Here is a 26,417-nt window from a genome sequence, read left to right on the forward strand (position 1 = left end):
GATGTCCAGCTTCTTCACCTCGCGCCTGTTCTTCATCTCGCTCGCGCTCGTCATCATCGCGGCGACGCTGCCGCTCTACGTCTCCGGCTATGTGCTCGGGCTGCTCACCGTCGCGTTCTATTTCGGTGTGTTCGCGATGGCCTGGGACCTCTTGTTCGGCTTTGCCGGCGAAGTGAACTTTGGCCCCACGTTCCTGATCGGCGTCGGCGCCTACGCCGCCGGCATCCTCAATGCCCAGTTCGGCTGGTCGGTTTATCTCTGCATCGTCCTCGGCGCCCTCGCCGCCGTCATCGCCGGCCTCGTGCTGGCGCTGCCGGCCTTGCGGGTGCGCGGGCCCTATTTCGGTCTGACCACGCTGGTCGCGGTGCTGATGCTGCAGAATTTCATCGTGGTGTTCGCCGACCTCACCGGCGGCGAGATCGGGCTCACCATCCCCGATGTCATCTCCATCAATGCCGGCACGAACTACTGGATCGCGCTCGGCTTCATGACGATCTCGGCCGCAATCCTCTACGGCCTGTCGCAATCGCCTGTTGGACTCGTGCTGCAGGCCAGCGGCCAGGATCCGGTGCAGGCCGGTGCGCTCGGCTTCAACATCGTCAAGCACAAGCTCGCCGCCTTCATCGTCAGCGCGTTCTTCTCGGGGCTGTCGGGCGCGCTGCTGGTGTTCTACTTCGGCACCGCCTCGGTCGGCACCGTCGTCGACGTCGCGGTCGGCGTCAACGTGATCGTCTCGGCCGTGCTCGGCGGCCGCCGCACCGTGCTTGGCGCGGCGTTGGGCGCGATCTTCCTGATCGTCGCCGGCGAGTTCTTACGCCCGACCGGTGAGCTCGCGACCTTCATCGTCTCGGCGGTCGCGCTTCTCGTCGTGCTGTTCTTCCCCGGCGGCTTCCTCGGAGCGGCCCTCTCGCGCGAGGCGCGCACGTGATGGACATGAGGCTTTCAAACCGGGCCGTGCTCGAAGTTCGCGGCCTGACCAAACGCTTCGGTGGCTTAACCGCGGTGAAGAACCTCGGCTTCGAGGTCAACGCCGGCGAGATCTTTGGACTGATCGGGCCGAACGGCTCGGGCAAATCGACCGCGATGAAGAGCGTGATGGGCATCGAGCGCCCGACATCGGGCGAAGTCGTCTTCGAGGGCGAGGACGTCGCCGGCCTGCCCGCGCACAAGATCGCGCGCAAAGGCTTTGGCATGGTGTTCCAGCACTCGCGGCCGCTGAACCGGCAAACAGTGCTGGAAAACATCATGGTGGCGCTGCTGCCGGACAGCCTGTTCATGCTGTTTCCGGACAAGGCGCTGGTCGAGCGCGCCAAATGGATCGCCGAGCGCGTCGGGCTCGGCGCAGTCATGAACCGCCGCCCGCCGACGCTGCCGTTTGCCGATCTGCGCCGGCTCGAGCTTGCCAAGGCGATCGCGCGTGACCCCAAGGTCGTATTGGTCGACGAGCCCTTCGCCGGCCTGACGCGGGCCGAGGTCGACATCTTCTCCAACCTGATCCGCAGCTTTCGCGACGAGGGCCGCGCGGTGATGCTGGTCGACCACAACGTCAAGAGCGTCGCCGCCCTCGTCGACCGCGTGCTCGCGATGTATCTCGGCGAGGAGATCGTCACCGGCAGGGCCGACGAGGTCATGAAGAACGAGACCGTGCGTCGCGTCTATCTCGGCGGCGCCATCGAGACCCATGCGCGGCCCGAGACCAGCTTCAAGGACAAGGTGCCGCTGCTCCAGGTCGAGAATGTCAGCGTGTTGTACGGCAAGGCCCAGGCGCTGGACAACGTCTCGATCCACGTCCATGAGGGCGAGTTCGTCTCGGTCGTTGGCCTCAACGGCGCCGGCAAGACCACGCTGTTCAACACCATCTCCGGCTTCCTGCCCTATAGTGGCGAGATCGTCCGTGGCGGCGAGAAGCTGCGCGGCATCAGCCCAGCCAGGATCGCACGCAGCGGCCTCGTGCAATGCCCGGAATCGCGCGAGCTGTTCGGCGAGATGAGCGTGCGGGAAAACCTCGATCTCGGCGGCCAGCACCTTTCCGATGACAAGCGCGCGGCACAGCTCGCCTGGCTGTTCGAGCTGTTCCCGATCCTGAAGGAGCGCCAGGGGCAATTGGCACAGACGCTCTCCGGCGGCGAGCAGCAGATGCTGGCGATCGGCCGCGCATTGATGATGCAGCCGCAGATCCTGATCCTGGACGAGCCGACGCTGGGCCTTGCCCCCGTCATCCTCGAGCAACTGTCCAAGGCGCTGACCAAGTTGCGGCAGACCACGTCGATCACGGTGTTGCTCGGCGAGCAGAACGTGACCTTCGCGCTGCCGCATGCCGACCGGGTCTATGTGCTGGAGCATGCAAGGATCGTCTGGGAAGGCGATCCCGGCCGCTTCGCGAGCGAGGCCGGCGCCGATTTTCTTTGAGTCCGTCAACATCAACAAAAAACGTGGAAAAGGAAACGACCATGCGACCATTAGTTCTCAACAGCAGCCTGCTCGCCTCCGCGCTGGCGCTGTGCCTCGCGGCACCCGCCTACGCGCAGTCGACCGATCCGATCAAGATCGGCGTCATCGCCGAGGTGCAGTCGATCGCCGGTGCGGCGACGCCGGGCGGCGCGCAGATCGCTGCCGACGAGATCAACGCCAAGGGCGGCGTGCTCGGCCGCAAGATCGAGATCGTCACCTACGACAACAAGAGCTCGTCGGCGGATTCCGTGCGCGCCTTCCAGCGCGCGGTCAGCGAGGACAAGGTCTCCGCAGTGATCGCAAGCTATATCAGCGAGGTCGTGCTGGCGCTGGAGCCCTGGGCGGCGCGGCTGAAGATGCCGCTGATCACGCCAGGCGCCGCCTCGAACGAGATCACCAAGGCGATCCACAACGACTACGACAAGAACAAGTACACCTTTCATGGCTACTTGACCTCGGCAGCCCAAGCCCAGCTCGTCTGCGACGCCGCCAAGGACCTGCTCGTCGACAAGCTCAAGTTCAAGACCGTCGCGATCATGAGCGAGGACGCCGCCTGGACCAAGCCGCTCGATGTCGGCTACGAGGCATGCCTGCCGAAGGCCGGCCTCAAGGTCGTCGAGCACGTCCGCTTCTCACCTGATACCACCGACTTCACGCCGATCTTCAACAACATCGAAGGCAAGAAGCCCGACGTGATCGTCACCGGCATCTCGCATGTCGGCGTGCAGCCGACGGTGCAGTGGAAGAACCAGCAGGTGCCGATCCCGATGTTCGGCATCAGCGCGCAGGCGCTGAGCCCGACCTTCTGGAAGGACACCAATGGCGCGGCCGACGGCATACCGTCGCTGGCGGTGGCCACGCCCGACGTCGCCGTCACTCCCAAGACGAAGCCGTTCGCGGCCGCCTTCAAGGCCAAGTTCGGCACGCCGCCGGCCTATACCGGCTACACCGCCTATGACGAGGTCTACTTCATCACGGAAGCCATCAAGCGCGCCGGTTCGACCGATCCCGACAAGATGGTCGCCGAGCTCGAGAAGACCGATTACGAGGGCACGATCGGCCGCATCCAGTTCTACGGCAAGAACGACGAGTTCACCCACGGCATCAAGTCAGGCCCCGGCGCTGTCACCGGCCTCGTCTTCCAGTGGCAGGACTCCAAGCAGGTCGTGGTCTGGCCCGAGAAGATCGCGGAAGGCAAGATGAAGTTTCCGACCTTCGTCAAGCTGTCGCAGTAACCAGTCGCATCGACAGGAAGCCCATCGCTCCGCGCGGAGTGATGGGCTTTTTGCTGCCTTTCGCAGATGCGTTCTACGCCGCCGCCTGCCCTATCGACCTTGGGCGATGTTGACTTTCGCCATCCCGCTCCCAATACTTCGCAAAAATAACAGCCAAATATCCAAATTAATTGAGGGAGGATAGGATGCCGACTTCACGCAGGCAACTGCTGAAGACCTCGGCGGCTGCCGCCGCCGTACTCAGCCTCGATTGGACACGGGCCCAGGCCCAAGCCGAGAATTTGCGAATTGGCGTCATCTACGATCTGACCGGCCCGTTCGCCGCAGGCGGTTCGGTCGCCTCTTCGATCGGTGCGCAGATTGCCATCGATCTCGTCAACGAGAAGGGCGGGATCGGAGGCAAGACCAAGATCGTGCCTGTTGCCGCCGACTCCCAGAGCAAGCCGGACGTCGCCATCAACGAGGCCGAACGCCTGATCAACCAGGAGAAGGTCGATATCCTCAACGGCGTCTATGCGAGCTCGCATGCCGTGCCGCTCGCCGCCAGGGTCGAGCAGCAGAAGAAGATCCTCTGGATCACGACCGCGGTCTCGACCGCCGTGTTCAAGGACAAGAATCTGCAATACGTCTTCCGCGCGCAGATTCATTCCGACCAGTATGGGCAGGCCTTTGCAAGCTTCATCAACGAGCATGCGAAAGCCAAGCTCGGCATCGACCCCAAGGAGGTCAAGGTCGCATTGATCCACGAGGACGGCCCCTATGGCGTCGGCGTTGCCTCCGCCGACGAGGCCTACGCCAAGCAGGCCGGCATCCAGGTGGTGCTGCGCGAGGGATATTCGGCCTCGGCGCCCGATCTCTCGGTGCTGGTCACCAAGATCAAGCGCGCCAAGGCCGACGTGATCTCGCACGCAGGCTACAACCCCGACATCACCCTGTTCCTGCGCCAGGCCCGCGAGAGCGGCCTGCGTTTCAAGATGCTGTTCGGGGCCGGTGCCGGCTACAGCCAGCTCGACAAGCTGCGTGCGACTTTCGGCTCCGACATCGACAATTTCTGCAACATCGATCCGGTGCCGGCGCAGCTGCTCGATCCCGCCAAGCTCGCGCCGGGCATGGGCGATCTGATCAAGACCATGGTCTCGCGCTACCAGGCCAAGACCGGCGCGACCGACGTGCCGCCACACTGCTCGATGGGTTTTAACCAGACCTGGGTGCTGCTCAACAATGTGCTGCCGGTCGCCAAGGAGAAGTACGGTAGCTTCGAGCCCGAGGCCGTTCGCAAAGCAGCGCTCGACGTCGACATCCCCGCCGGTGGCACCATCCAGGGCTATGGCGTGAAATTCTTCCCGCCGGGCACGCCGCTCTCCGGCCAGAACGAGCGTTCGACCCCGGTCGTGATGCAGAATGCCGGCGAGCACATCTCGGTGGTGTGGCCGACGAATATCCGGACGCGGGAGCCGGTCTTCCCGCTGCCGAAGGGCTCGACCTACGGGGCGTGAGGCGCGGCGCGAGCGGTCCACCCTCCCCGGAGGAGGGTCGCTACGCATGCAGCGAAGCGGAATGCGTGGCGAAATGGGGTGATCTCTCCACACGGGCACTGCCCGATTGGAGAGATCACCCCACCCCGCTCGCGCTTCGCGCGATCGACCCTCCCCCTCCAGGGGAGGGTAAAGAGCAGCACTCCCTACAACACCACCCTTCTTCCCTCCTCCGCCGCCCAATACCCGGCATAGTTCACCTTGATCGTCTCATAGGCCAGCGCGAGGTCCGAGAGCGGCAGCCGACCCGTCGCGGCGCATTCCATGAAGTCCTGGATCTCCTGCAAATATCCGCGCGTCCATTCCTCCTCGAGGCAGACATATTGCCAGCCGGCTTTCCGATCGACCTTTTCGGTGATGTAGACGCTGGCGAGCTTCTCCTCGCTGGTCTGGTAGCTCATCAGATGCGTGTTCGGGGTGATGTTGGCGAACAGCGAGCCGCCGGACGTGTAGGTCTCGATCAGGTTGCGCACGCCGCCCATGATCATGTCGCCGGAGAACACCGTCGCCTTGGTGCCGTCGGAGAAGGTCGCCGTCAGCGTGCCCCAATCCTCGACATCGACCGGATTGGCCTTGATGTAAGTGCGTTCTTCGCTCTTGAGGCCAGCGGTAACGTTGCCGACATCGCAAGTGACGCTGGCGACGCCGATAGTCTCGCCACGCGCCTTGGCTTCGACCTGCTTCAGATAAAGCACGGCCGAGAGCGGGTGACAGCCCATGCGGATCAGCGAGCCGCCGCCCGTCATCGCCCATTGCGCGGCATGCGCGGCGTGCGAGCCGGAATGGCTCTCCTCGCCCTTCATGAACAGGATCTTGTCTTTCGTCGCCTTGATGATCTCGGCGGTCTTGGTCACCGCGGGCGCGTAGATCCAGTCCTCGGCATACATGAACAATTTTCCGCTACGCTCGATCGCGGCCCGCGTCGCGTCCATCTCCTCCAGCACGCGCTCGTACATCAGCGCCTTCGGCACATGCTTGCCGATCGGCCGCGCATCGCCCTCGCGGCCGAAATAGCCCGCAAACGGCTTTTCGCAGATGACGTGCTTGCCCGCCTGTATGCCGGCGACGATCATCTCGGCATGAAGGTTGGGCGGGGTGCAGATGTCGATGACATCGAGCTCGCGGTCCGCGATCACTTCCGCGAAGCTGCGGTAGACGCGCGGGATGTTGTGGCGGGTCGCGAAGTCGACCACGTGATCGCCGCGCGCAGCCACTGCCGCAACCTCGACGTCCACGCCATAGACGCGCCGGAACGCATACATGTGCAGCTCCGACACGAAGCCGCAGCCGACGAGTCCCACTCTGATTCTTGCCATAGCGCCCTCACCCCTTGCTTTGGGTGGCACTATAGCCCGCTTGCCGGCCTAATCCACCGAGACCCGCACCACGCCGGCGCTCATCATGCCCAGTGCGCGGGCGGCGGGCACGGAGAGATCGACGATGCGGCCGCGGATGAACGGGCCGCGATCGTTGACGCGGCACTGGATCGTTCGTCCGCTGAAGGATACCCTCAGCACGGTGCCGAAAGGACGCGTCCGGTGCGCGCATGTCAGCTCGCCACCTTTACCGGCCTTTCCATATCCGTAGTACGAAGCAAGCCCGCTTTCGGCGTGGGCAACGGAAAAGGCAAAAAGCAAAAAGCTGGCAAGAGAGATCAATAGCGTCGTCTGCGCTTGCACGGCACCCTCCCGGTTACCTGCCCGGCGCTGCCAACGTCGCTTTGTTCCTTAAGGTTCCCAACAGTCTGCCGGGCGGTGCCCGGCAGTGCCATCACACTTTGTGAAACACCAACGTGCGCACCTCGATGCTCTCGCGCGGGGCAGCATCTCGCGGTGAGGTCGGATCGACGAAGGCCGTGTGCGGCCCGAACCGCGTGCGGCCGTCGGTAGCGGAGTCATAACACTTGAGCAGCAGCGCCTCGTCCGGCGTCATCTCGGGGAAATAGAACCAGCGGTGGTTCGGATTGTACTTCACTGAATAGGTCTCGCCGCGGCGATTGGGATAGATCAAATCGGAGGCGACGAGATCATCGGGCGCAACCGTCGTGCCGTCGGCCATCGCCAACGGTGAATCGCGCAAGGGGCCGCGGATCGGCCGCCACAGATTGATCACCTGCACGCGCCCCTTCAGCAACTCTTCGGCTTCGTCAGGCAAGTGCTCGCGCACGCGATTGGCGCCGGAGACGCCGGTCTGGTCGACATGCACGCGGGTCGCGGGCTGGCGCGGGCTGCCACCACGAATGTCGGCGGCGCCCTCGACGCGCTTGCGCACGGTATGATCGAAGATGACGACACGATCGGCCTTCAGCGTCGCCCGCAGGAACGCCTCGACGGCGGGATAGTAGACGGCGCGAATTTCCTCGTCGTTGTAAAAATCCTTCACCTGCGTCGGATGGCGCACCAGCGCAAAGCCTTCGCGATCGAGCGAGAAATTCTGCGCAATCAGCCGCGCGTCAAAGATCGGGACCTGATGCGGCTCGGCAAGCGCCGTGCTCTTCGGCTCGCCCGGGGGCGGATCGAAGGCGTAGGTACGCGGTTTGGCTGATGTCGGTGCGAGATAGTTGAGTTCGGCAGTGACGAAGGGAAGCGATTCGATTTTTGTTTCTTGCAGGCCCATGGCCGGTCTCCCGATGTGGTCGTCGGATTGATTTTTGCCGCGGAGCCGCGGGGTGCAAGGGAGCAGGTGCAAATAGCAATGACGATGTTGTCAGACGTGAAGAACGAAGAAGGAAAACGTCGAGGGATGCGAGTACCATGGAAGCACTGTCTCGACTCACGGATGCTTGAGAACTTCGTGAGGTTTCGTGCCCCGGACGCAGCGCAGCGCTTCTTCAGCGATGCGCTGCTGAGCCGGGGCCTATCCAACCGAGAGAGCATTCTGTGCGGCATGGGTCCCGGCTCTGCGGAGCAGCGTTTCACGCTGCGCCGCGTCCGGGACACGAGAGCCGCTACTACAACCCCACCTTCGCAATTGCATCGGCGAACGAACGATCCACGATCTCCGCGGCATCCAGCTTCTGCTTGATCAGGCCCCAGCGGAAATAGAGGTCGATCGTGCTCTGCTCGTCCGCGACCACGCCGTCGTCGATCGGCGCGATGCGGATCTTTGCGCGCGAGAGCCAGTTCTGTGGCGCGGCGGTTGGAATGCCTTCGGACTGCGCCGCGGGCTCGCTCAACCTCTCCCGCTTGCGGGAGAGGTCGGCGCAGCGCGCCGGGTGAGGGCTTTCTCCTCTGGGGGTTCTCGCCCGTGGAGACTCCCCCAACCCTCCCCCGCAAGCGGGAGAGGGAGCGCACTGTGTTCGCGGCAATAGGCAAATCCCGCAAGGCAAAGGGCGGCGAGATGCGCGGCTTTCGCCTCAAGCCAGGCCCGCTGCATCTCGCCGCGATCGTGCTCGCGCATTTGGCCTGCATGAGCCTGATCGTGTGGCTTTCGCTTTAGCTGCGTGAAATCACCAATAGGCGCGGTAGTACGGACGCGGATACGGCCGATAGCCGTAATAAGGCCGATAGTACCGGCGATAGCCATAGTACCGCGGATAGGCGTAGGCCGGCCCGTAGCCGTAATAGGCCGGCGCATAACCATAGCCGTATCCCGGATATCCATAGCCGCCGTAATACGGGCCGCCATAATAGCCATAGCCGTAGGGCGCGCCGCTGGCGATGGCGCCGCCGATGATCGCGCCGGCCGCGAGGCCACCGAGGCCCCATCCCCAGCCGCCGCCGCGCCAATGCACCTGCGTGACATCATCACCGGCCGCGGCCTTCATGGTCGCGACGTTGGTCGGCATCGGTCCCGCCGCGGCCTGCTCGATTTGGCCGGCCATGACCACGCCGGCCAGCGAACAGGCAATTGCCGTTGTCCAGATCCTCATCGTCCTACTCCCTGTCTGACGTTTCGCTTGGAAAAGGATCGCAACACCATGATCGGACATCCTTGCGCCAAGTCAAAGCCCGGACTTTGCGTGCGGCGCACAAGTCCCGTTCACACCCCGCTGCGAAATGGTCGCCGGCACGCGAGGCCCAACGATCTGCTCCGCCCGATATGACAGCGGCGCGACGCTGTAGCACTTCGGCCACGGCAAAGACATCAAGGCAAAGCATTAAGCTTCCCGTTGCGCGCAACCAACAACCCACTTCCCGATTTACTATTCGTACCGTTACTATCGGTTCCAATGGGCGCGGGACCGCGGGGCTTCTCGCGACAAAAGCCCCGGCATGCCAGAGTGTGGGAGGATGACATGAGTGCCGTCGGTAGTGAGCCGCTTGCCCGCCAAGCGTTGGCGTTCGTCCTCGCCGGTGGACGCGGCAGCCGGCTTTTGGAGCTGACCGACCGGCGCGCCAAGCCGGCGGTCTATTTTGGCGGCAAGTCCCGCATCATCGACTTCGCGCTGTCGAACGCGGTGAACTCGGGCATCCGCCGTATCGCGGTCGCGACCCAATACAAAGCGCACAGCCTGATCCGGCACCTTCAGATGGGCTGGAACTTCTTCCGCCCGGAGCGAAACGAGAGTTTTGACATTCTCCCGGCCAGCCAGCGCGTCTCCGAGAACATGTGGTATGTCGGCACGGCGGACGCCGTCTACCAGAACATCGACATCATCGAATCCCACGCCTGCCGCTTCATCGTGGTGCTGGCCGGCGACCACATCTACAAGATGGACTACGAGGTGATGCTGCGCGAGCATGTCGAGAGCGGCGCCGACGTCACGGTGGGTTGCCTCGAGATGCCGCGCGCGGAATCTTCGGGCTTTGGCATCATGCATATCGACGAGAAAGGCTGGATCCATTCGTTCCTGGAGAAGCCGAAAGATCCGCCGCCGATGCCCGGCAAGCCGGACGTCTCGCTCGCCAGCATGGGCATCTACGTCTTCAACGCGAAATTCCTGTTCGACCAGCTCAAGCGCGACGCCGAGGACCCGAACTCGAACCACGATTTCGGCAGAGACATCATTCCATACCTCGTCAAGAACGGCCGCGCGTTCGCGCACCAGTTCTCGACTTCGTGCGTGCGCTCCAGCAGCCACAACGGCGCCTATTGGCGCGATGTCGGCACCGTCGACGCCTATTGGTCCGCCAATATCGATCTCACCGATATCGTGCCGGAACTCGATCTGTTTGACCGCGCCTGGCCGATCTGGTCCTATGCGGAGATCACGCCGCCGGCCAAATTCGTCCACGACGAGGAGAGCCGGCGCGGCCAGGCCGTGAGCTCGCTGGTCTCGGGCGGCTGCATCATCTCCGGCGCCGCACTCCGCCGCTCGCTGCTGTTCACCGGCGTGCGGGTCAACTCCTACGCCAATGTCGAGAACGCCGTGATCATGCCCTATGTCAATGTCGGCCGCGGCGCTCGCCTGAAGAACGTCGTGATCGACCGCGGCGTCGACATCCCCGAGGGTCTCGTCGTCGGCGAAGATCCCGAGTTCGACGCCAAGCGCTTCCGCACCACCGAGCAGGGCATCTCGCTGATCACCCAGCCGATGATCGACAAGCTGAATACATGACACCTGTTCGCGTCCTCGCGGTCGCTTCTGAAGTCTATCCCATCGTCAAGACCGGCGGCCTCGCGGATGTCGCCGGCGCGCTCCCGGTTGCACTGAAGGCGCATGGCGTCGAGATGCGCACCCTGATGCCCGGTTATCCCGACGTGACACGGATGCTCGCCGGCGCGGAGGAAATCCGGCGCTGGCCGGATTATTTCGGCGGGCCGGGCCGGCTGCTCGCGGGCTCGCACGACGGCCTCGATCTGTTCGTGCTCGACGTGCCGCATCTCTACGCGCGGCCCGGTAACCCCTACGTCACCAGCGATGGTGTCGACTGGCCGGACAATGGCGTGCGCTTCGCCGCGCTTTCGCGCGTCGCCGCCGATATCGGTCACGGCCTCGTGCCTGCCTTCGTGCCCGACATCGTGCACGCCCACGATTGGCAGGCGGGGCTCGCGCCGGCCTATCTGCACTATGATAACCGGCCGCGGCCCGGCACCGTGATGACCATTCACAATATGGCTTATCAGGGCAAGTTCGCTTCTGACCTGATTGGTGCAATCGGCCTGCCTTGGCACTCCTTCAATGTCAACGAAATCGAATATTTCGGCGGCATCAGCTTTTTGAAAGCGGGCCTGCAATTCGCCGATCGCATCACCACGGTGTCGCCGACCTACGCGCGGGAGATCCAGAGCGACGAAGGCGGCATGGGGCTCGGCGGCTTGCTACGTGCACGCGCGGGCGTGCTGAGCGGCATCCTCAACGGCATCGACATTTCCGTGTGGAATCCGCAAACCGATCCGCACATCGCCTACCGCTTCGGCGCGGAAGACCTCACCTTTCGGGCCGCGAACAAGGCGGCGCTTCAACAGCAGTTCAATCTCGATTCCTCGGACGAGGCGCCATTGCTCGGCGTCATCAGCCGCCTGTCTTGGCAGAAGGGGCTCGATCTCCTGCTCGAAGCCATTCCGACCATTTTGGACCAAGGCATGCAGCTCGCGCTGCTCGGCAGTGGCGATCGCGATCTCCAGGACGGTTACCAGGCCGCCGCACGCGCCAATCGCGGCCGGATCGGAGTCGTGATCGGCTACGACGAGATCTTGGCGCATCTGATCCAGGCCGGCTCGGACGCGCTGATCGTGCCGTCGCGCTTCGAGCCATGCGGCCTGACCCAGCTCTGCGCGCTGCGCTATGGCGCTGTCCCAATCGTGTCACGTGTCGGCGGCCTCGAGGATACCATCGTCGACATCGGCGAGGCCGACGCGTCCGGCCACGATGCCACCGGCTTCAAGTTCGGCCCCGTGACGGCGGACGCCCTCGCCGGCACGCTGCGCAAGGCCAACACCACCTTCCACGACAAGCTGACCTGGCGCCGGCTGCAACGAAGCGGCCTTGCGACCGACGTCTCCTGGCGCAACCGCGCCGGCGACTACGCCGCGCTCTACCGCGACCTCATGGCGGCGCGCCGCACGTAGAGCGTTTTCGAGCGAAGTGGATGCCGGTTCGCGTGAAGAAAACGCGTCAAAACTAGAATCTAGAGTCCCGTTCCGATTTCATCGGAACGGGACTCTAGGCATGGCCATTGTCGAATCCATGCTATAGAGCCCGGCATGGACCCCTTCGTGATCAAGCTGCTCGGCTTTGCCGCCGCCACCTGCACCACCGTCGCCTACGCGCCGCAATTCATCAAAGTCTGGAAAACGCGCTCGGCGCGCGACATCTCGCTCGGCATGTTCCTGGTCATGGTGCTGGGCTTGGCGCTCTGGCTCCTCTATGGCCTGCTCTCTGGCGACGCCCCGCTGGTCGCCGCCAACGCCATCACCATGCTGCTCGCCGGCGGCATTCTGTTCATGAAGCTGAAATACGGATGAGCTGCCCTTCACCTCTCCCAGCTTGCGGGGAGAGGTCGGAATTCGCGCGCAGCGCGGATTCCGGGTGAGGGGGACTCTCCACGAATCCAACTCTCACCTCGCTCGCAGAGACTCCGCCTCACCCCGACCCTCTCCCCGCAAGCGGGGTGGGGGAGAAAAGTCACGCACCAAACACATACGACGCCATCGCCACGCCCGCGACCTCGTCGACGAAGACACGGCGGCCGAAATCGCTGCCGGCGGCACCGGCTGCGACCATCAGCGGCAGCAGATGGTCCTCGCGCGGATGCGCAAGGCGCGCGCTGGGTGCGTTCTCCCAGTCGACCAGCATGGCATTGCGGCACGCCGCATCCGGAGTGCTGATGGCCTCGTTCAGATAGGCCTCGAAGTCATACGAAACCGGCTTGGACTCCGGTCGATTGAAGCCGCGCATGTTGTGATAGGTCAGCCCGCTGCCGACGATCAGAACGCCTTTGTCGCGCAGCGGCGCGATCGCCTCCCCCACTTTGATGTGCTCGGCCGCGTCATAGCTCGACTTCAGCGACAGCAGCACGATCGGCATGTCCGCATTCGGATACATCAGGCCGAGCGGCACGAAGGTGCCGTGGTCAAAACCCTGATTGGGATCCTCCCGGCAATCGAGGCCGGCGCGCGCGAGCAGCGTCTTCACCTCTGCGGCAAGCTCGGGCTGGCCCGGCGCCGGATATTTGAGGTGATAGGTATGCTCGGGGAAACCGTAATAGTCGTACACCATCGGCGGATGCGCCGAGGTCGACACGGTGAAGGCGTCGGCCTCCCAATGTCCGGTGATGACGAGCACAGCCTTCGGCCTTTCGGGGAGCAGCTGCGGCAGCCGGCCGAACTCCGCGGCGGTCTTCGCATATTGCACCCGCCTGTCCTCCATGAACGGCCAGGGGCCGCCACCATGCGACAGGAACAAGGTCGGAAGTCGCGTCATAGGCTCGTGTCTCGTTGGCAACAGGCGCGTGCGAGCTGCCCGCGCGCTCAGCGGCGAGCATAGGCAAACCGGCATGGTTAGCAAGCCGTTAACGATTTGCCTTCCAAAATCTCCGGCGTGGCCGAAGCAGTCGGCCAGAAGACGAGGACGGAAGATGAGGAAGTTTGCGCTGGGGGACGTCGTCAACAGTGACAAGGGCCGCCGCGGCGTCGTTCGCGCCGCCTTCAAGTCGCGGGAAGGCCAGCAGTTCTACGCCGTCGAAAAGGACGGCGCGATCGACTATCTGGAAGAAGACCGGCTGAGCCCGGCGCCGCGCGTCGAGCTCGCGGCATAATCCAACTCATTTCCTGCCCTCACCTGCCATCCGATCGAGACGCTCCGCGAAGGGGTCGTCTCCGCTCGCGATGCGGTCGTCGGTGATCAGCAGCAGGCGATCACGGTCTGCGGCCGCGTCCCAATGGGGCAAACCGGGACCATTGGGATCGCCGCTTCTTGCAAAGTTGATCCAGTAGCCGCGCATGCGGCTCGCGACCTCGCGATCGCCTCGCGAGAAGATTCCTGCACCGGGCACGCCTTCCGCACCGAAGATGAACTGCAACTCGCGTCCGTGCCCACGATCAGGATTTGCGCGCCGCGCCTCGGGCACATAGCCAAAGCGATAGCGAAAGGTCGGCGCGCCCGTGGCCGCGTGAAGACGGGCCAGCAGTCTGACCGGCTCGGAGAAGACCTTGTCGGTATAGAACCGAGCTTTCAGCTCCGAAGGTTTCAAAAGGTTGGGATAGAGCTCGCGCAGCCCATCGATCGTGCGGCCCGATGATGCAAGATCGTCTTGGTCGTCGAGTTCATCGCCGAAACCCGTCTCGTCGTCATTCGAGCCGATGATGAGGGGAATGCGGCTCTCGTGCCCCGCCGTGAATCCCGCAGCGATGTTCTCCGTCACCAGGCTCCCATCCATGACCGGCACAAAGGCGCGCGCGAACTTCGCCAGCAGGCGATCTTCGGCAGCCAGCAATCGTGCCGGCGGGACCGCCCGCAAATCCGGCTCGGAAGCGAGGCCAGCGGCGAAATACGCGCTCACGACCTCCGCCTCCTGCGGCGAGTGCAGAGCTGCGCGGCCGGGCACCGATTGCAGAATGGCTTTCTGGAATAAACCGCGCGCCTGCCGGCACAGCATCAGCAGTGCGATCGATGTCGCGCCTGCGCCGTTGCCGAACAGAGTGACGTTGTTTGGATCGCCGCCGAATGCCGCGATATTGTCCTGCACCCAATGCAGCGCCGCAATCTGGTCCATCAGGCCGTAATTGCCGGAGCCGCCCTCCGACAGCGCCGGGTGAGTGAGCCAGCCGAGCACACCGAGGCGATAATTCACGGTGACGACGATGAGGCCGGCCTGTGCCAGCCTGGCGCCGTCGAACACCGCATCGTTCGCGGTGCCCGTGACGAACGCGCCGCCATGGATGAACATCATCACCGGCAACGGACCATCGACCCCGAAGGGACGAAACACGTTCAGCGTGAGGCAATCCTCGCGCGCGGCCGGCAGTGACGGTTGAAGGCACGGCGCGCCGTAGTCGTAGGCGGTGTGCATCTCCGAACTCTCGGCCGTCGGCTGCGGCGGGCGCCAGCGCAGCGCGCCGATCGGCGGCGCCGCGTAAGCCAGCCCCTTGAAGGAGGCCACCTCACCCTCGACGGCGCCAAGCATCTGTCCTTCACGCGTCAGCGCGAATGGAAACTGTCCGACCGGCTGGGCCGCGGCCGAGCCGGCGCCACACAGGACAATGGAAGCCGCAAGAAGCGCGAGCACGGATCGCATCTTCGGAGCATCTCGATGCGCGGAACGGTTCCAGCAGGTTACGTCCGCGGCCGCCAGCGAGGCAAGCTAGGTCTTACCTCCCAGCGCGAGCGAAGCTCGTCGCGGCCCCGTAAGCGCGGGGCGAGGGAGCGCACCTTCGATGCGGCCAGACGCTTGGCTCAATCGCGCCTGCGACCTAACCACTCTTGGCGAGGAGCTCCGCCAGCGCGCGGCGCGCGATGATGCCGAGCTCACCGAGCGTGGAGTGCCCTGACTGTGCCGCCTCGATCAGGCGCTCGGCGATGAATCTGCGGCTGTCGTGATCGCCGCCATGTGGCAATTGGCGGCACGTCTCCTCCAGGACGACGTCCATGTTCGCTTTGGTTCGCTCGCTCAACTCTGTCATGACGCCCGGTCGGTACGCGTGGCTTGTAAGCGCAAGCATACACAGAAGGATGTGGTCTGATTAGCCCGGACAATCCCGGCGATTGTGCATCGCGGTGCGTGTATCGCCATAACCTTCCCGCGGCCACGATGCCGCCGCAAACGACTACCGAAGATTGCACTTGTCCTGATGACAAGCCGAACCTGCAGCGATAGCCTGCCGGCAAAACAAATCCACGGGAGGAATGCCATGCCTGACGCAATGGTCGCCGCACGTGAATCCCAAGCGGCGGGCGGAACAGCCCAGCAGGTCGACGTCGCCGTGGTGGGCGCCGGATTTGCCGGGCTCTATCTCCTGCATCGCCTGCGCAAGGCCGGCTTCAAGGCGATCGCCCTCGATAAGGCCGGCGACGTCGGCGGCACCTGGTACTGGAACCGCTATCCCGGCGCGCGCTGCGATATCCAGACCATCGATTACAGCTACACCTTCGATCCGGATCTCGAGACCGCCTGGACCTGGTCGGAGAAATACGCGACTCAGCCCGAGATCTTGCGCTATCTCGGCTTCGTCGCCGATCGCTATGACCTCAGGCGCGACATCCGCTTCAAGACCAGGGTGACCGAAGCCAAATGGGACGAGGCGACGGAGCGCTGGCAGCTCACGACCGATAACGGCGCGCCGGTCTCCTGCCGCCACTACATCATGGCCACCGGCTGCCTCTCCGCGCCAAAGCCGCCGGAGATCGACGGCGTCAAGGACTTCAAGGGGAAGATCTATTTCACCGGACGCTGGCCGCATGACGGCGTCAATCTCGCGGGAAAACGCGTCGCTGTGATCGGCACGGGCTCGTCGGCCATCCAGTCGATCCCGCTGATCGCCGAGCAGGCCGCGCATCTGACCGTGTTCCAGCGTACGCCGAATTTCGCGCTGCCTGCACATAATGGCCCGGCGCCAGCAGACCGCATGAGCCTGCTGCAAGGCGATCGCGCGGCCTATCGCGAGCAGGCGCGCCAGTCGATGGCCGGCGTCCCCTACCCGCAGCAGACCGTCGTGAGCTGGCAATTGAGCGATGCCGAGCGTCGCGAGCGGTTCGAACGCGCCTGGGCAGCCGGCGACCTCGTCCACATCCTGACGCAGCTCTGGGCCGACCAGGCCGTCGATGTCGACGGCAACAAGATCGTCCAGGACCTGATCCGCGAGAAGATCCGCGCCGCCGTCAACGACCCCGAAACCGCTGCGGCGCTGACGCCGCACGATCATCCCTTCGGTGCCAAGCGTCCCTGCCTCGATACCAACTACTACGCCACCTACAACCGGCCGAACGTCACGCTGGTCAATCTGCGCGAGGAGCCGATCAAGGCGATCACCGCGAGCGGCATCTCCACGAACGGCCGCAGCTTCGATCTCGACATCATCGTGTTCGCGACCGGCTTCGACGCCATGACCGGCGCGATCCGTGCCGTGCATCCGATCACCGGGCGGGGCGGCAGGTCGCTCTCCGACGTCTGGGCGCAGGGACCGCAGACCTATCTCGGCCTCACGGTCGAAGGCTTCCCGAACTTCTTCATGATCACCGGCCCCGGCAGCCCGTCGGTGCTCTCGAACATGGCGGTGTCGATCGAGCAGCATGTCGACTGGGTCGTCGATCGCCTTGCCGCGCTGCGCGATGCCGGTTTCAACACGATCGAGCCGACCGAGACGGCGCAGGCCGCATGGGGCCGGCACATGGCCGATTGCTCGATGCTGACGCTGCACCGGCTCGCCAACACCTGGTACACGGGCGCCAACGTGCCCGGCAAGGTCCAGGGCTTGATGCCCTATACCGGCGGCGTCGGCCCCTATCGCAGCATCTGCGACGAGGTGGTCAGCCGCGGCATGCTCGGCTTCAGGCTCACCGGCCCCAACAGCGCCGCGCAATGCAATGACGGCGAAGTGGTGCGCCTGCAGCCGGACGTGCGGCTGGTGCTGAACCTGCTCGTGTCGCTGAACCTGCCGCCGATCGAGTCGATGGGCGCGCTCGGCGCGCGTGCCTTCGTCAACGAGTTCAACAAGGGCCGGCCTGCGGGGCGGCCGATCGGCGGCATCGTCGACGGCACCCTGCCAGTTACCGACGGCGCGTTGCCTTACCGCGTCTACAAGCCCGCAACAGCAGGACCGCATCCGATCGTGGTCTATTTCCACGGCGGCGGCTGGGTGCTCGGTGACGAGCAGTCGGACGAGCCGTTCTGCCGCGACATGGTGCGGCGGACCGGCATGATCTTCGTCAGCGTCGGCTATCGCCATGCGCCGGAGCATCGTTTCCCCACCGCGGCCGAGGACGGCTATGCGGCGACGCGCTGGATCGCCGAGCACGCCGCCGAGCTCGGCGGCACGCCGGGCCCGGTGCTGGTCGCAGGCTGGAGCGCCGGCGGCAACATCGCCGCCGTCACCTGCCAGCTTGCGCGCGACCGCGGCGGGCCTGACATCGCCGGCCAGCTCCTGGTCTGCCCGGTCACCGACTGCACCTTCGATCGTCCGTCCTACAACGACAATGCGATCGGCTACTTCCTGACGCGTTCGCTGATGTACTGGTTCTGGGACCTCTATTGCTCGCCGGCCGACCGCACCGACCCGCGCGTCTCGCCACTCCGCGGCAAGGTCGCCGGCCTGCCGCCGGCCTTTGTCGTCACCTGCGAGTTCGATCCGTTACGCGACGAGGGCATCGCCTATGCCGAGGCGATGGCCGCCGCCGGCGTCCCGGTCGAGCAGCTCCGTGCGCGCGGCCATTTCCACTCGTCCTTTGCGATGGTGGACGTGGTGATCACCGGCGTGCCAGGCCGGGCGCAGATGGCCGGGGCCTTGCGGCGCTTCGCGGGGCTGCCGGAGGTCAGCCGCGGCGACGAGGGCAGCAAGGGCCATGACAGCCCGGAGCACAGAATCGCGGCCGCCGCGAGCTGAAGCGGCACAACGCCGCCGGGAACCTTTTCCCGGCTGCCGCGTTGAGTGTTCGTGGCATTGAGATGCAGCGACAGGTGTGTAGGCCCCGGCACGCGAACGCGTGTGCTGGGGTCGTTTTTTGTGTGAGGCGGGACGATGGGGGACGTGGCCGGAGATTCAAAAGTCGATTTCGGCGCGCTTGCGGTGTTGCATAAATGGCCATCGCTGGCAAACCAGCGAAGGCCGGACAGAGACTCCTATCAAGTGAGTGAAGGCACGCTCGACGAGTGTATCTCGGCCTTCATGCAGAAGCCTGCGGCAACCCGGCACCTCTACGAGATCCGCACCGTGGCGCAGCCACCGCTCGTCACCGAAATCCTCTCGCCCGAGCACGTCATCGAGCTATCACGCTTAAGAGAATTTCTCTGACGGCCTTCACAAGCACGCGAGCAGGAACCTTCTTCCGGCTTTTCCCGTTGTTAGGGATCGGAAGCAAAGACGTGAGCGCCTCAGATGTTTGACGCCGACGTATCATCACCGATCGTACCCTACGGCGCAGACGAGACCCTCTTCGTGGTGATCGATCGCCGCGACGAGGCGACCGAAATCCGCATTGAGCGTAGCGATCTCGAAGCCACCATCGGCGAGCTTGTCGCCGGATGCTTCAACGACCCGATCAAGGTGATTTCGTTCAATACGCTTGAGCATTGGATGAAGGACATCTCGACCGACGTCGCCGGCGAGATTCGTGCGCGCTGCGAGATTTACGGCATCGAGCTGCCCGATTATCTCAGCGACTTCGTCGAGACCCACCGCTGAGCGGGCGTTGTCTCAATTGCGCAGATAGGGAAGCAAGAGCGGATGCGCTTAGCGCGTGGTTCGCAGAGTTAGGCGCGCCGGTGCTTGCCGGCGATGACCTCGATCTCGCGGCGGCGCTCGCCGGCGAAGGTCAGCAGCTTTTCGATCGTCAGCGTATCCGTGATCCGTTTGGCCAGCCGCTCGGCGCGCGCGGCCTGATCTTCGAGATACTGGATCGTGTTCAAGCGCCGCCTCCCCCAAAGCCCCGAATTGTTGGACAGCCATGGTGCGACAGAGCAGCTAACAGCCGGTTAAGCGCTGCGATGGGCTTGAGGCTCATTGCACGACGTCGAGCCGGACATTGGTGATGCCCTTGTCGACCATGCCGAGCGCCTCGGCCGCGGAAGGGGAGATATCGACCACGCGCCCGCGAACATAGGGCCCGCGATCGTTGACCCTGACGGTGACGAAGCGGCCCGAGGAGGTATCGGTGACGCGCAGCTTGGTGCCGAACGGCAGGGTGGGATGGGCCGCGGTCAATTCGTTCTTGTCGAACTTCTCGCCGCTCGCGGTCTCCGTGTCCGAGTAGAAGCTGGCAACGCCACGCGAAGCTGCCTGTTTTGCGTCACCGCCAGAGGCGCGCGGCCGGCTGATCGGCCGTGGATGCAGCGCCGCCACCCGGTGCGGGCGTTCCACCGCGGCCTGCCGGCCGGTCGCGGCGAGATCGGCCTTCTGACGGCCGACCGGCGATTGCGCGCAGGCGGCGAGCGAGGCGGCGCCGGCAATGGTGAGCAGCAGCCGGCACGAGGTTGCGAGGGAAATCCGGGCAGTTTCGGCACGTGCAATGCGAGACATGGTACGCCCCTCCGAACGGCCGGATTTTCGGTGGGGAATGAGGGCAGAACCTTGTCGGAACAAAAGCGGGCCTGGGGCCGCGGCCGTTTCACGCCAGCTGTGACGATTCCACCACAGTGCCTGTCCTGAATCGGGACAGACTCGCAAAGGATCAGCCGGACCGGGCGCGCCAGATGATCGGGCGTGTCTCCGGCTGAACCTCGCCATGTTCGGCGTCGCGCTTCAGGAGCCGCATCAGCTCACGCCGATAGAGCTGCCGCCAGCCGGTTTTCAGGCCGGCAAGAAAATCGAGCTCTCGTTGTGTCAGCGTGCACATCGCGCTTCAGGCCACGAGGCCTCCCATCGGCTTGACGTCGGCGCTGCCGGGGAAGACCGCCTCGGCGAGAACCTTCTCTTCGACGCGCAGGTGATCCCTCAGCAGGCCCTTCAGCACCGCGCGCAGATCCGTGGTGGGCTTGAGGTCGCGATCCTCGAGCAGCTGCGCCGGCTTCAGCCCCGGCCAGTCCGCGATCACGCGGCCGCCGGCAAGTCCGCCACCGATCAGGAAAGCGACCGTGCCCGTGCCGTGGTCCGTCCCCTGCGTGCCGTTGATCCGGGCTGTGCGCCCGAACTCGGTGACGACGGCGACGACCGTCTCCCGCCACGCCTCGCCCATGTTGCTCTCGATCGCCGCGAAGGCGCCGTCGAGCGCGCCGAGCAGGTTGTAGAGCTGACCCGAGGCCGCGCCTTCGGCAATGTGTGTGTCCCAGCCGACGAAGCCCATGGCGCCGACACGTGGGCCGTCGGGCTTGGCGAGATAGCGCGCGGCGGTGCCGGCGGCCTCGGCGAAGTAGGCGCGCACGCGCGCGATGCCCGGAGGCGCCAGCGTCGGATCGTCCGACATCGGATCGCCCGCGCCAGGCGCGCCGCCGAGTGAAGCAAGCTTCATGCGCGCCTGGAGCACGGTCGCGAGCTTCGGATCGGTGTGCTGATAGAGATCGAGCAGGCGGTTCTGCGTATCCTCGCTCGCCGGCAGCAGTTTCTGCGGCACCCATGTCATGACAGGCGCTGAGCCGCGCACCACCAGCGGCGTCACCGAGCCAATGCCGAGCGCGCGGCTGCCGCGCGGATCGACGCGGCCGCCCGATTCCAGTGCGAGCAGCGCGCGGTTGAGCCATCCCGAACTGGTCATGCCCGGCTTGACGAGCCCGCTCTCCAGCACGTCCTGGCCGTCGAAATGCGAACGCTCGCGATAGGGCGTCGCAGCGGCATGGACGATCGCGGCCTTGCCGCTTCTGTAGAGCCGGTGCAGGTTCGGCATCGCCGGATTGAGCGCGAAGAAGGAATCGAGCGGCAGCGCCGGCAGCTTGCCGTCCAGCACCAGCGCGCGATCGCCGCGCAAGGAGGTCCAATCGGGATCGCCGACCGGCGCGACGGCACCGAGGCCATCGAGCGCGCCGCGCAGGACGATGACGAGCAGACGCGGATCGCGTCCTTCGGCGCGCGCGATCCGCGGCATCTGGCTCCATGCGAACAGCGCACCGCAGCCGACCAGAAGCTTGCGCCGCGTGGGCAGGTGATTGACGAAGCCCATGTTCACCTCCTCTGAAAATCCGCCGACATGAACAGGAGCGCCAGCGCCTGCTGCCGGCTCTCGGCGCGCCCGACCGCCTGTTTCACCTCGGGCGCGATCTGCGATGCGAAGACGTCCTCGATGATGGCTTGCGGATCGGCCATGGCGGTGATGCGCTCGGCGAAATTGTTGGCGACGTCGAGCCGTCGGCCGACGCCGTCGATCCAACTCGCCTCGTCGTCCGGATAGCCTTTTGGCGCCGGCGGACGCCACAGCGCCTCGCCGAGCAGCTCCTGACCTCCGGTGTAGCGCACCGGATCGACGACCGTGATGCCGGTCGCGCGCACCATGCCGATCACCCATTCGCCGGGACGCTTGAGCTTTGACGGCGGCCCGCGCCACGCCTCATCCGACGACACCATCGCAATCGCGACCTGCTTGAGATCGCCGTCGGTGTCGCGGAAGGTTTTGGCCATCTGCTCGACCAGCACCGGCGGCGGCTCGTCGGCGACGAAATGGCGTGCGAGCTTGGTCGCGACATAGGTTGCGGTTGCCGGATGCGCGGCGAGATCGCGCAGCACGGCGCGGCCCTGCTCGGCGTCGTCCTGCTCATAGCGCTTGCCGAGCACGGTCTGGCCGCCGGGCTCGTGCAGGCGTGGATTGAAGGTGAACTCGCCGCCGTGCTGGGGGTCGGCGCCCGGCGGCACCAGCGTCCAGCCGGTCAGCACGTTGGCGAAGCTGATGACGTCCTCCTGGGTATAACCGGTGCGCACGCCGAGCGTATGCAGCTCCATGATCTCGCGCGCAAAATTCTCGTTGAGGCCGCGGCTGCGGTTGATGCCGGCCGTCGAGTTGGCGCCCATCGATTCCAGATTGTCGAGATAGAACAACATTGCCGGATGGCCTTCGACGGCCTGGAGCAGGTCGACGAAACGGCCGAGCGCATGGGCGCGAACGGCTTCGCGCTCATAGGCACCGGACATGCTCTGGATCCGGTTGGCCGAGACGCAGAAATGGTTGGACCAGAACCACACCAGCCGCTCGGCAAAGCCGATGTCGGCGGCAAGTGCAGCTTCCGTGCGCAGCTTGGCTTCCTGCAAATAGATCGGACGGCCCGGATCGGGAATGGCGTCGGCCGCCTGCTTCGCCGCCATCTCGGCCGCATCTTTCTCCTGGCGATAGCCTTGCGCCTGCCCTTCAGGCCGCACTTGGGCCTGATCCCCCGGGGCACCCGACGCCATCTGCTGCTTCTTGGCCTGCTGCTGCTGCGCCTGCTTAGCGCGCGCCGTTCGACGGGCGTTGGCATCGGCGACGGTGCGATAGGCCTTCGCGCTGGTGGGGAGGCTGGCTGCAGCGCTCAGCGTGAGCGGCCGCTCAAGCTCGGCGATCAGCGCGCCGCGCGGGTCGCTCCCGAGAGCGGCAATCGATCCCGGCCGCGGCCCCATCCCGAAGCGATGGAGCGCCAGCACGCCCTCGGCCTTTGCGGAATTGCTCATGGCGAATGCCTGGTTATATGCTACGAACTGTAATGCTACATATTGTAACATTCACGATGCGGGCCGACAAGCGGAGATTGCAACATCTCTCCATCAAGACAACGGGAGCAGCCGGCGCCCCTAGAAATTCGGCCCGAGCGCGATCTTCGTGATGGTGTCGTTCCTGACACCGATGCGCCATTCGGCCGAGCCGTTGGCGAACTGGGCGATGTAGATGTCGCTGTCGAGCGCGGTGACGCCGCGGAAGGAAACCGCACGCAACGCGCCAAGCCGCGCCAGGATCGCCTGGTCGAACGGCAATTGCTGACGCGTGATGTCGGCCACCTCCGACGTCATGTGCTCGTAGTCCGGCTGCCCCCTGCCGACGCCCTCGATATAGCGGCGCAGCATCTCTTCGCCATTGGCGATCGGAACAGCGCGGCGCGCGGCGCGACCGGGATGCGCGCCGATATTCGAGGCTTCGACATTGTGGAAGCGGGTCTGCCGGCCCGGCATCACAATCTCCAGACACCGTCCGGACTTGTCGGCGATCATCCAGGGATTGTTCACAGTGGTGGTGGTGAACCAGGTCATGTTGGGCCTGACGATCTGCGCCTTGCGGTTGCCGTCCGCATTGAGATTGAAGACCTGGATGTCGTCGGCCAACTCGTTATAGAGCATGATCCTGATCGGCGAGGTGCCGGCGCGACCGCGAACGCTCGCCTCCTCCGCGCAAGGCAAGATACCGCCGAGTTCGTCATTGCCGTCGGCGCGGAAGAACACGTCGCCGGCCTTGCCGTCCGGCTCGATCAACAGGCGAAATTCTGCGCTGCCATTCTCGAACTTCGCGCCATAGATGTCGTAGCCGCCGGGCCCGACGCCGCGGAAGAAGATCGATTGCACCGCGCCGAGCGCCACGAACGTCGTTTGCATTTCGGCGAGATACCGGTGGACCTTGGCCGCGAGCGGCGCGCTCATGCGATCATAGTCCGGCGTGCCGCGGCGCAAACCCTCGATGCCGAGCAAGATCATTTCCTTGCTGCCGGGCGCCGGCACCTGCTCCCTAAATCTGTCGGAAACCTTCGCGAGGCGGCGCGCGAAGTCCGCCTCGACCGTCTGAGCCACCGCCGCGTCGGTGCGGGCTCCCAGGCGGGCACCGAAGGCCGCGCTCTGCAGCAGCACGCGCGAGACCTTCGCCTGCTCGTCGCGCAGGAAGATCACCAGATGATCGCCGCGGAACGAGAAGGCATCAGTGCCCTCGGCGAACAGCTGCGTCGTGCCCTGCCCGGTCTCCTGCAATGAGAGACGGTCACCGTCGCGGCGCACGGTGAGCACGCGGTTCGGCGCCAGCCTGTACCAGCCGACATACTGATCGAGCGGCGGGGACTGCGCAGCCTGCGTCGGCATCTCCGCGACACGGACAGCGCGAATGTCGCGGCCGTTCATGCGCAGCATCAGCTCGGAGGAGCGGCGCTCCGCATCGAACGCAAAAATGATCTCGCCCGAGGAGGCCGCGTAGGATGCCGTGCCGTCCTTTGCGACCGTCAACGGCAATCGACGCTGGCCCGTGAGCTGGCCGTAGAGCTCGTCGCCCTCACGGAAGACGGCGAACACTGAGGCCGGACCCATGGCGTAGAAATTGACGAACGGGCGGTAATGCCGGGCGGGCATCTCGCCGGCATCCGCGGCCACCGGCGCCGCGTCCGGCGTGCGATAGGCGATCATGCCGGCGGACACGACCACGGCGGGGACGATCGCGGCCGCGATCGACAACCGTTTGCGCCAGCCGACCGCCACCGGCATCGCGGCGGCCGCGATGATGCGCTCGACGCGAGCGCGCACCGTCGAGGCCCGCGCCATCGCGAGCTCGACCGGGCGCGGTCTTACGGTGCTGGCAAAATCGAGCAGGATCTCCGCATAGGACAGCCGATCCTCGATCACCTCGATCGCCCGGGCATCGCTGATGATCTCGGCGAGCTCGGCGAGGCGCGCAAGCTGCCACCACGAGAACGGGCTGAACCAGAACACCTCGCGATTGAGCGAGGCCAGCAGCAGGACGTAGAAATCGCGATTGGCGACATGCGCGCCTTCATGCGCGAGCACGGCGAGGCGCTTCTTCGCATCCCAGCCGGCGAATTGCGGCGGCACTAGAATGGTCGAGCCGAAGGTGACGGGACCGCCGACGTCACGGCTGATGCGGACGTCGGCAGCGATCAGCTGCGTACCCTTCATCGGCGCCGCCGCCCGTGCCATGCGCCAGGTCAGGCAGAGGCCGATCATCAGCCGCAACAGCAGGCAAGCGGTGACGCCGGCATAGATGATGGTGGCCACCAGCCACCAATTGATCGAGAGCCCGCTTCCGGCCGGCGGAACGATCGCCCCGCCTGATGCGACCGGCAGCGACGGCTGCGGCAGCTCCAGCATCGAAAGGTCAGCCGGCAGAAAATCGTCCGGCGCCGGCATCGGCACAGGCGGCCGGGTGATCGTGAGCGTCGGCCAATGCATCACGAAGGGCATCGCCAGCGACGCCAGCAGCACGACGACCCACGCCGTCATGTGGACGTGCGGATTGCGCACGCGAAACAGGGTGAGACCGAACCAGACGATGCCTCCCAGCACGAAGGAGCGCAGCGCCGCCTCAGCCAGAGTTGCGATCATCCTTCTTCACTCCCCTCGCCTTCTTCGCCTTGGCCACCTGGTCGGCCAGCGTGCGCAGCTGCTGCTGGTCGAGCATCTTGTTGTCCACCATGCCGACGAGAACTTCTTCAATTGAACCGTTGCAGAACCAGTCGACGATGCGCTGCACCGCCTTGGCCGCCACACGCGCGCGTGGTTCGGCGGCGTGGTAGACGTAAGTGCGACCGTCCACGGTGTGGTTGGCATAGCCCTTTTCTTCCAGCCGGCGCAGCACCGTGCGGACCGTGGATTCCTTCAGACGCCGCGGCAGGCGCTCACGCACGATTTCGGCCGTGACCGGACCATGGGCCCAAACCAATTGCATGACCTCGCGCTCGAGGTCCCCCAGTTCGGGCAAACGATCGTCCATGGCACTTACCTTGCAGATAGAGTTTTCTTGTAACGCTACAGATCGTCGCATATGCGGCCGCGCCGCGCA

The 26,417-nt window shown here is 65.0% G+C and carries 26 protein-coding genes and 1 pseudogene; 12 read left to right on the forward strand and 15 right to left on the reverse strand.

All coding sequences use genetic code 11. The annotated features are described in order from the left end of the window. Position 1: 1 nt before the first annotated feature. From LRP30_RS34470 to LRP30_RS34485, 4 genes are all read left to right on the forward strand, one after another. Positions 2-928: a branched-chain amino acid ABC transporter permease gene (locus LRP30_RS34470; RefSeq protein ID WP_249757708.1), complete on the forward strand. Its 927-nt coding sequence runs from the start codon at positions 2-4 to the stop codon at positions 926-928. Next, complete coding sequence (locus LRP30_RS34475; RefSeq protein ID WP_249757709.1) at positions 928-2,409, forward strand: ATP-binding cassette domain-containing protein; 1,482 nt, start codon at positions 928-930, stop codon at positions 2,407-2,409. The genes LRP30_RS34470 and LRP30_RS34475 overlap by 1 nt, the downstream gene beginning before the upstream one ends. Before the next feature lie 41 nt (positions 2,410-2,450). Then, complete coding sequence (locus LRP30_RS34480) at positions 2,451-3,686, forward strand: ABC transporter substrate-binding protein (protein WP_249757710.1); 1,236 nt, start codon at positions 2,451-2,453, stop codon at positions 3,684-3,686. A 185-nt stretch (positions 3,687-3,871) separates the two neighbouring features. Beyond that, the gene (locus LRP30_RS34485; protein ID WP_249757711.1) at positions 3,872-5,182 is read left to right on the forward strand and encodes an ABC transporter substrate-binding protein; all 1,311 of its coding nucleotides are present in this window, start codon (positions 3,872-3,874) and stop codon (positions 5,180-5,182) included. A 185-nt stretch (positions 5,183-5,367) separates the two neighbouring features. Here LRP30_RS34485 and LRP30_RS34490 read toward each other — a convergent pair whose 3' ends face one another. From LRP30_RS34490 to LRP30_RS34505, 4 genes and pseudogenes are all read right to left on the reverse strand, one after another. Continuing rightward, on the reverse strand, positions 5,368-6,537 hold the full coding sequence (locus LRP30_RS34490; RefSeq protein ID WP_249757712.1) for a Gfo/Idh/MocA family oxidoreductase: 1,170 nt from the start codon (positions 6,535-6,537) through the stop codon (positions 5,368-5,370). A gap of 48 nt (positions 6,538-6,585) precedes the next feature. Then, positions 6,586-6,900 carry a septal ring lytic transglycosylase RlpA family protein gene (locus tag LRP30_RS34495; protein WP_128942820.1) on the reverse strand — a complete coding sequence of 105 codons (315 nt, stop codon included), beginning with the start codon at positions 6,898-6,900 and terminating at the stop codon, positions 6,586-6,588. Positions 6,901-6,991: 91 nt separating this feature from the next. Further along, positions 6,992-7,837, reverse strand: a complete 846-nt coding sequence (locus tag LRP30_RS34500; protein WP_249757713.1) for a CmcJ/NvfI family oxidoreductase — start codon at positions 7,835-7,837, stop codon at positions 6,992-6,994. Between the two features lie 334 nt (positions 7,838-8,171). Next, positions 8,172-8,366 (reverse strand): annotated as a pseudogene (locus LRP30_RS34505) (ABC transporter substrate-binding protein); the annotation flags it as partial. A 149-nt stretch (positions 8,367-8,515) separates the two neighbouring features. Between LRP30_RS34505 and LRP30_RS34510 the strand changes: the two are divergent. Next, entirely contained in the window at positions 8,516-8,659 is a 144-nt protein-coding gene (locus tag LRP30_RS34510; protein WP_164935213.1) for a hypothetical protein, read from the forward strand. Positions 8,660-8,669: 10 nt separating this feature from the next. Here the strand turns inward: LRP30_RS34510 and LRP30_RS34515 are convergent, their stop codons facing one another. Beyond that, on the reverse strand, positions 8,670-9,092 hold the full coding sequence (locus tag LRP30_RS34515; RefSeq protein ID WP_091878885.1) for a hypothetical protein: 423 nt from the start codon (positions 9,090-9,092) through the stop codon (positions 8,670-8,672). 366 nt (positions 9,093-9,458) lie between these two features. Here LRP30_RS34515 and glgC point away from each other — a divergent pair, with 366 nt between their 5' ends. The 3 genes from glgC to LRP30_RS34530 all read left to right on the forward strand — a co-directional run bounded on the left by glgC (position 9,459) and on the right by LRP30_RS34530 (position 12,571). Further along, on the forward strand, positions 9,459-10,721 hold the full coding sequence (gene glgC / locus LRP30_RS34520; RefSeq protein WP_249757715.1) for a glucose-1-phosphate adenylyltransferase: 1,263 nt from the start codon (positions 9,459-9,461) through the stop codon (positions 10,719-10,721). Next, a complete protein-coding gene (gene glgA, locus LRP30_RS34525; RefSeq protein ID WP_249757716.1) occupies positions 10,718-12,175 on the forward strand; it encodes a glycogen synthase GlgA in 1,458 nt (485 codons plus the stop codon). Before glgC ends, glgA begins: the two co-directional genes overlap by 4 nt. A 135-nt stretch (positions 12,176-12,310) precedes the next feature. Further along, on the forward strand, positions 12,311-12,571 hold the full coding sequence (locus LRP30_RS34530; RefSeq protein WP_091878893.1) for a SemiSWEET transporter: 261 nt from the start codon (positions 12,311-12,313) through the stop codon (positions 12,569-12,571). Positions 12,572-12,731: 160 nt separating this feature from the next. Here the strand turns inward: LRP30_RS34530 and LRP30_RS34535 are convergent, their stop codons facing one another. Then, a complete protein-coding gene (locus LRP30_RS34535) occupies positions 12,732-13,529 on the reverse strand; it encodes a class III extradiol ring-cleavage dioxygenase (protein WP_249757717.1) in 798 nt (265 codons plus the stop codon). 154 nt (positions 13,530-13,683) lie between these two features. Here LRP30_RS34535 and LRP30_RS34540 point away from each other — a divergent pair, with 154 nt between their 5' ends. Continuing rightward, positions 13,684-13,863 (forward strand): hypothetical protein, encoded by a 180-nt coding sequence (locus tag LRP30_RS34540; RefSeq protein WP_027572935.1) that lies wholly within the window; start codon positions 13,684-13,686, stop codon positions 13,861-13,863. Between the two features lie 6 nt (positions 13,864-13,869). Here the strand turns inward: LRP30_RS34540 and LRP30_RS34545 are convergent, their stop codons facing one another. Next, a complete protein-coding gene (locus LRP30_RS34545) occupies positions 13,870-15,342 on the reverse strand; it encodes a carboxylesterase family protein (RefSeq protein ID WP_249757718.1) in 1,473 nt (490 codons plus the stop codon). A gap of 175 nt (positions 15,343-15,517) precedes the next feature. Then, positions 15,518-15,766 (reverse strand): hypothetical protein, encoded by a 249-nt coding sequence (locus tag LRP30_RS34550; RefSeq protein WP_128935934.1) that lies wholly within the window; start codon positions 15,764-15,766, stop codon positions 15,518-15,520. Between the two features lie 189 nt (positions 15,767-15,955). On the opposite strand from LRP30_RS34550, the gene LRP30_RS34555 reads away from it, so the two are divergent. The 3 genes from LRP30_RS34555 to LRP30_RS34565 all read left to right on the forward strand — a co-directional run bounded on the left by LRP30_RS34555 (position 15,956) and on the right by LRP30_RS34565 (position 19,441). Next, a complete protein-coding gene (locus LRP30_RS34555; protein ID WP_249757719.1) occupies positions 15,956-18,643 on the forward strand; it encodes an alpha/beta hydrolase fold domain-containing protein in 2,688 nt (895 codons plus the stop codon). A 135-nt stretch (positions 18,644-18,778) separates the two neighbouring features. Further along, positions 18,779-19,051, forward strand: coding sequence for a hypothetical protein (locus LRP30_RS34560; protein ID WP_128937565.1), 273 nt, complete (start codon positions 18,779-18,781; stop codon positions 19,049-19,051). 84 nt (positions 19,052-19,135) lie between these two features. Then, a complete protein-coding gene (locus LRP30_RS34565; RefSeq protein ID WP_128935936.1) occupies positions 19,136-19,441 on the forward strand; it encodes a hypothetical protein in 306 nt (101 codons plus the stop codon). A gap of 68 nt (positions 19,442-19,509) precedes the next feature. Here LRP30_RS34565 and LRP30_RS34570 read toward each other — a convergent pair whose 3' ends face one another. The 7 genes from LRP30_RS34570 to LRP30_RS34600 all read right to left on the reverse strand — a co-directional run bounded on the left by LRP30_RS34570 (position 19,510) and on the right by LRP30_RS34600 (position 26,348). Beyond that, the gene (locus LRP30_RS34570; RefSeq protein ID WP_164934324.1) at positions 19,510-19,665 is read right to left on the reverse strand and encodes a hypothetical protein; all 156 of its coding nucleotides are present in this window, start codon (positions 19,663-19,665) and stop codon (positions 19,510-19,512) included. A gap of 91 nt (positions 19,666-19,756) precedes the next feature. Continuing rightward, positions 19,757-20,275 carry a septal ring lytic transglycosylase RlpA family protein gene (locus tag LRP30_RS34575; protein ID WP_128935937.1) on the reverse strand — a complete coding sequence of 173 codons (519 nt, stop codon included), beginning with the start codon at positions 20,273-20,275 and terminating at the stop codon, positions 19,757-19,759. Between the two features lie 151 nt (positions 20,276-20,426). After that, positions 20,427-20,591, reverse strand: a complete 165-nt coding sequence (locus tag LRP30_RS34580; protein WP_249757720.1) for a hypothetical protein — start codon at positions 20,589-20,591, stop codon at positions 20,427-20,429. Positions 20,592-20,597: 6 nt separating this feature from the next. After that, positions 20,598-21,848 carry a DUF1501 domain-containing protein gene (locus LRP30_RS34585; RefSeq protein ID WP_249757721.1) on the reverse strand — a complete coding sequence of 417 codons (1,251 nt, stop codon included), beginning with the start codon at positions 21,846-21,848 and terminating at the stop codon, positions 20,598-20,600. A 2-nt stretch (positions 21,849-21,850) separates the two neighbouring features. Further along, entirely contained in the window at positions 21,851-23,323 is a 1,473-nt protein-coding gene (locus LRP30_RS34590) for a DUF1800 domain-containing protein (RefSeq protein WP_249757722.1), read from the reverse strand. A 120-nt stretch (positions 23,324-23,443) separates the two neighbouring features. After that, positions 23,444-25,960 (reverse strand): M56 family metallopeptidase, encoded by a 2,517-nt coding sequence (locus LRP30_RS34595; protein WP_249757723.1) that lies wholly within the window; start codon positions 25,958-25,960, stop codon positions 23,444-23,446. Further along, positions 25,941-26,348 carry a BlaI/MecI/CopY family transcriptional regulator gene (locus LRP30_RS34600; RefSeq protein ID WP_128945956.1) on the reverse strand — a complete coding sequence of 136 codons (408 nt, stop codon included), beginning with the start codon at positions 26,346-26,348 and terminating at the stop codon, positions 25,941-25,943. Before LRP30_RS34600 ends, LRP30_RS34595 begins: the two co-directional genes overlap by 20 nt. Positions 26,349-26,417: the final 69 nt, after the last annotated feature.

Origin of the sequence: Bradyrhizobium sp. C-145 (assembly GCF_023375135.1) — a bacterium.
Classification (GTDB): Bacteria; Pseudomonadota; Alphaproteobacteria; order Rhizobiales; family Xanthobacteraceae; genus Bradyrhizobium; species Bradyrhizobium zhanjiangense.

What these genes read in the sequence shown, in the direction of transcription:
- LRP30_RS34500 (WP_249757713.1), bottom strand. Translation starts at nt 7,837, where the DNA reads ATGGGCCTGCAAGAAACAAAAATCGAATCGCTTCCCTTCGTCACTGCC.
- LRP30_RS34515 (WP_091878885.1), bottom strand. Translation starts at nt 9,092, where the DNA reads ATGAGGATCTGGACAACGGCAATTGCCTGTTCGCTGGCCGGCGTGGTC.
- LRP30_RS34575 (WP_128935937.1), bottom strand. Translation starts at nt 20,275, where the DNA reads ATGTCTCGCATTGCACGTGCCGAAACTGCCCGGATTTCCCTCGCAACC.
- LRP30_RS34490 (WP_249757712.1), bottom strand. Translation starts at nt 6,537, where the DNA reads ATGGCAAGAATCAGAGTGGGACTCGTCGGCTGCGGCTTCGTGTCGGAG.
- LRP30_RS34545 (WP_249757718.1), bottom strand. Translation starts at nt 15,342, where the DNA reads ATGCGATCCGTGCTCGCGCTTCTTGCGGCTTCCATTGTCCTGTGTGGC.
- glgC (WP_249757715.1), top strand. Translation starts at nt 9,459, where the DNA reads ATGAGTGCCGTCGGTAGTGAGCCGCTTGCCCGCCAAGCGTTGGCGTTC.
- LRP30_RS34535 (WP_249757717.1), bottom strand. Translation starts at nt 13,529, where the DNA reads ATGACGCGACTTCCGACCTTGTTCCTGTCGCATGGTGGCGGCCCCTGG.
- LRP30_RS34585 (WP_249757721.1), bottom strand. Translation starts at nt 21,848, where the DNA reads ATGGGCTTCGTCAATCACCTGCCCACGCGGCGCAAGCTTCTGGTCGGC.
- LRP30_RS34565 (WP_128935936.1), top strand. Translation starts at nt 19,136, where the DNA reads ATGTTTGACGCCGACGTATCATCACCGATCGTACCCTACGGCGCAGAC.
- LRP30_RS34530 (WP_091878893.1), top strand. Translation starts at nt 12,311, where the DNA reads ATGGACCCCTTCGTGATCAAGCTGCTCGGCTTTGCCGCCGCCACCTGC.
- LRP30_RS34485 (WP_249757711.1), top strand. Translation starts at nt 3,872, where the DNA reads ATGCCGACTTCACGCAGGCAACTGCTGAAGACCTCGGCGGCTGCCGCC.
- LRP30_RS34590 (WP_249757722.1), bottom strand. Translation starts at nt 23,323, where the DNA reads ATGAGCAATTCCGCAAAGGCCGAGGGCGTGCTGGCGCTCCATCGCTTC.
- LRP30_RS34600 (WP_128945956.1), bottom strand. Translation starts at nt 26,348, where the DNA reads ATGGACGATCGTTTGCCCGAACTGGGGGACCTCGAGCGCGAGGTCATG.
- LRP30_RS34560 (WP_128937565.1), top strand. Translation starts at nt 18,779, where the DNA reads ATGGGGGACGTGGCCGGAGATTCAAAAGTCGATTTCGGCGCGCTTGCG.
- LRP30_RS34555 (WP_249757719.1), top strand. Translation starts at nt 15,956, where the DNA reads ATGCCTGACGCAATGGTCGCCGCACGTGAATCCCAAGCGGCGGGCGGA.
- LRP30_RS34470 (WP_249757708.1), top strand. Translation starts at nt 2, where the DNA reads ATGTCCAGCTTCTTCACCTCGCGCCTGTTCTTCATCTCGCTCGCGCTC.
- LRP30_RS34480 (WP_249757710.1), top strand. Translation starts at nt 2,451, where the DNA reads ATGCGACCATTAGTTCTCAACAGCAGCCTGCTCGCCTCCGCGCTGGCG.
- LRP30_RS34475 (WP_249757709.1), top strand. Translation starts at nt 928, where the DNA reads ATGGACATGAGGCTTTCAAACCGGGCCGTGCTCGAAGTTCGCGGCCTG.
- LRP30_RS34580 (WP_249757720.1), bottom strand. Translation starts at nt 20,591, where the DNA reads ATGTGCACGCTGACACAACGAGAGCTCGATTTTCTTGCCGGCCTGAAA.
- LRP30_RS34540 (WP_027572935.1), top strand. Translation starts at nt 13,684, where the DNA reads ATGAGGAAGTTTGCGCTGGGGGACGTCGTCAACAGTGACAAGGGCCGC.
- glgA (WP_249757716.1), top strand. Translation starts at nt 10,718, where the DNA reads ATGACACCTGTTCGCGTCCTCGCGGTCGCTTCTGAAGTCTATCCCATC.
- LRP30_RS34595 (WP_249757723.1), bottom strand. Translation starts at nt 25,960, where the DNA reads ATGATCGCAACTCTGGCTGAGGCGGCGCTGCGCTCCTTCGTGCTGGGA.
- LRP30_RS34550 (WP_128935934.1), bottom strand. Translation starts at nt 15,766, where the DNA reads ATGCTTGCGCTTACAAGCCACGCGTACCGACCGGGCGTCATGACAGAG.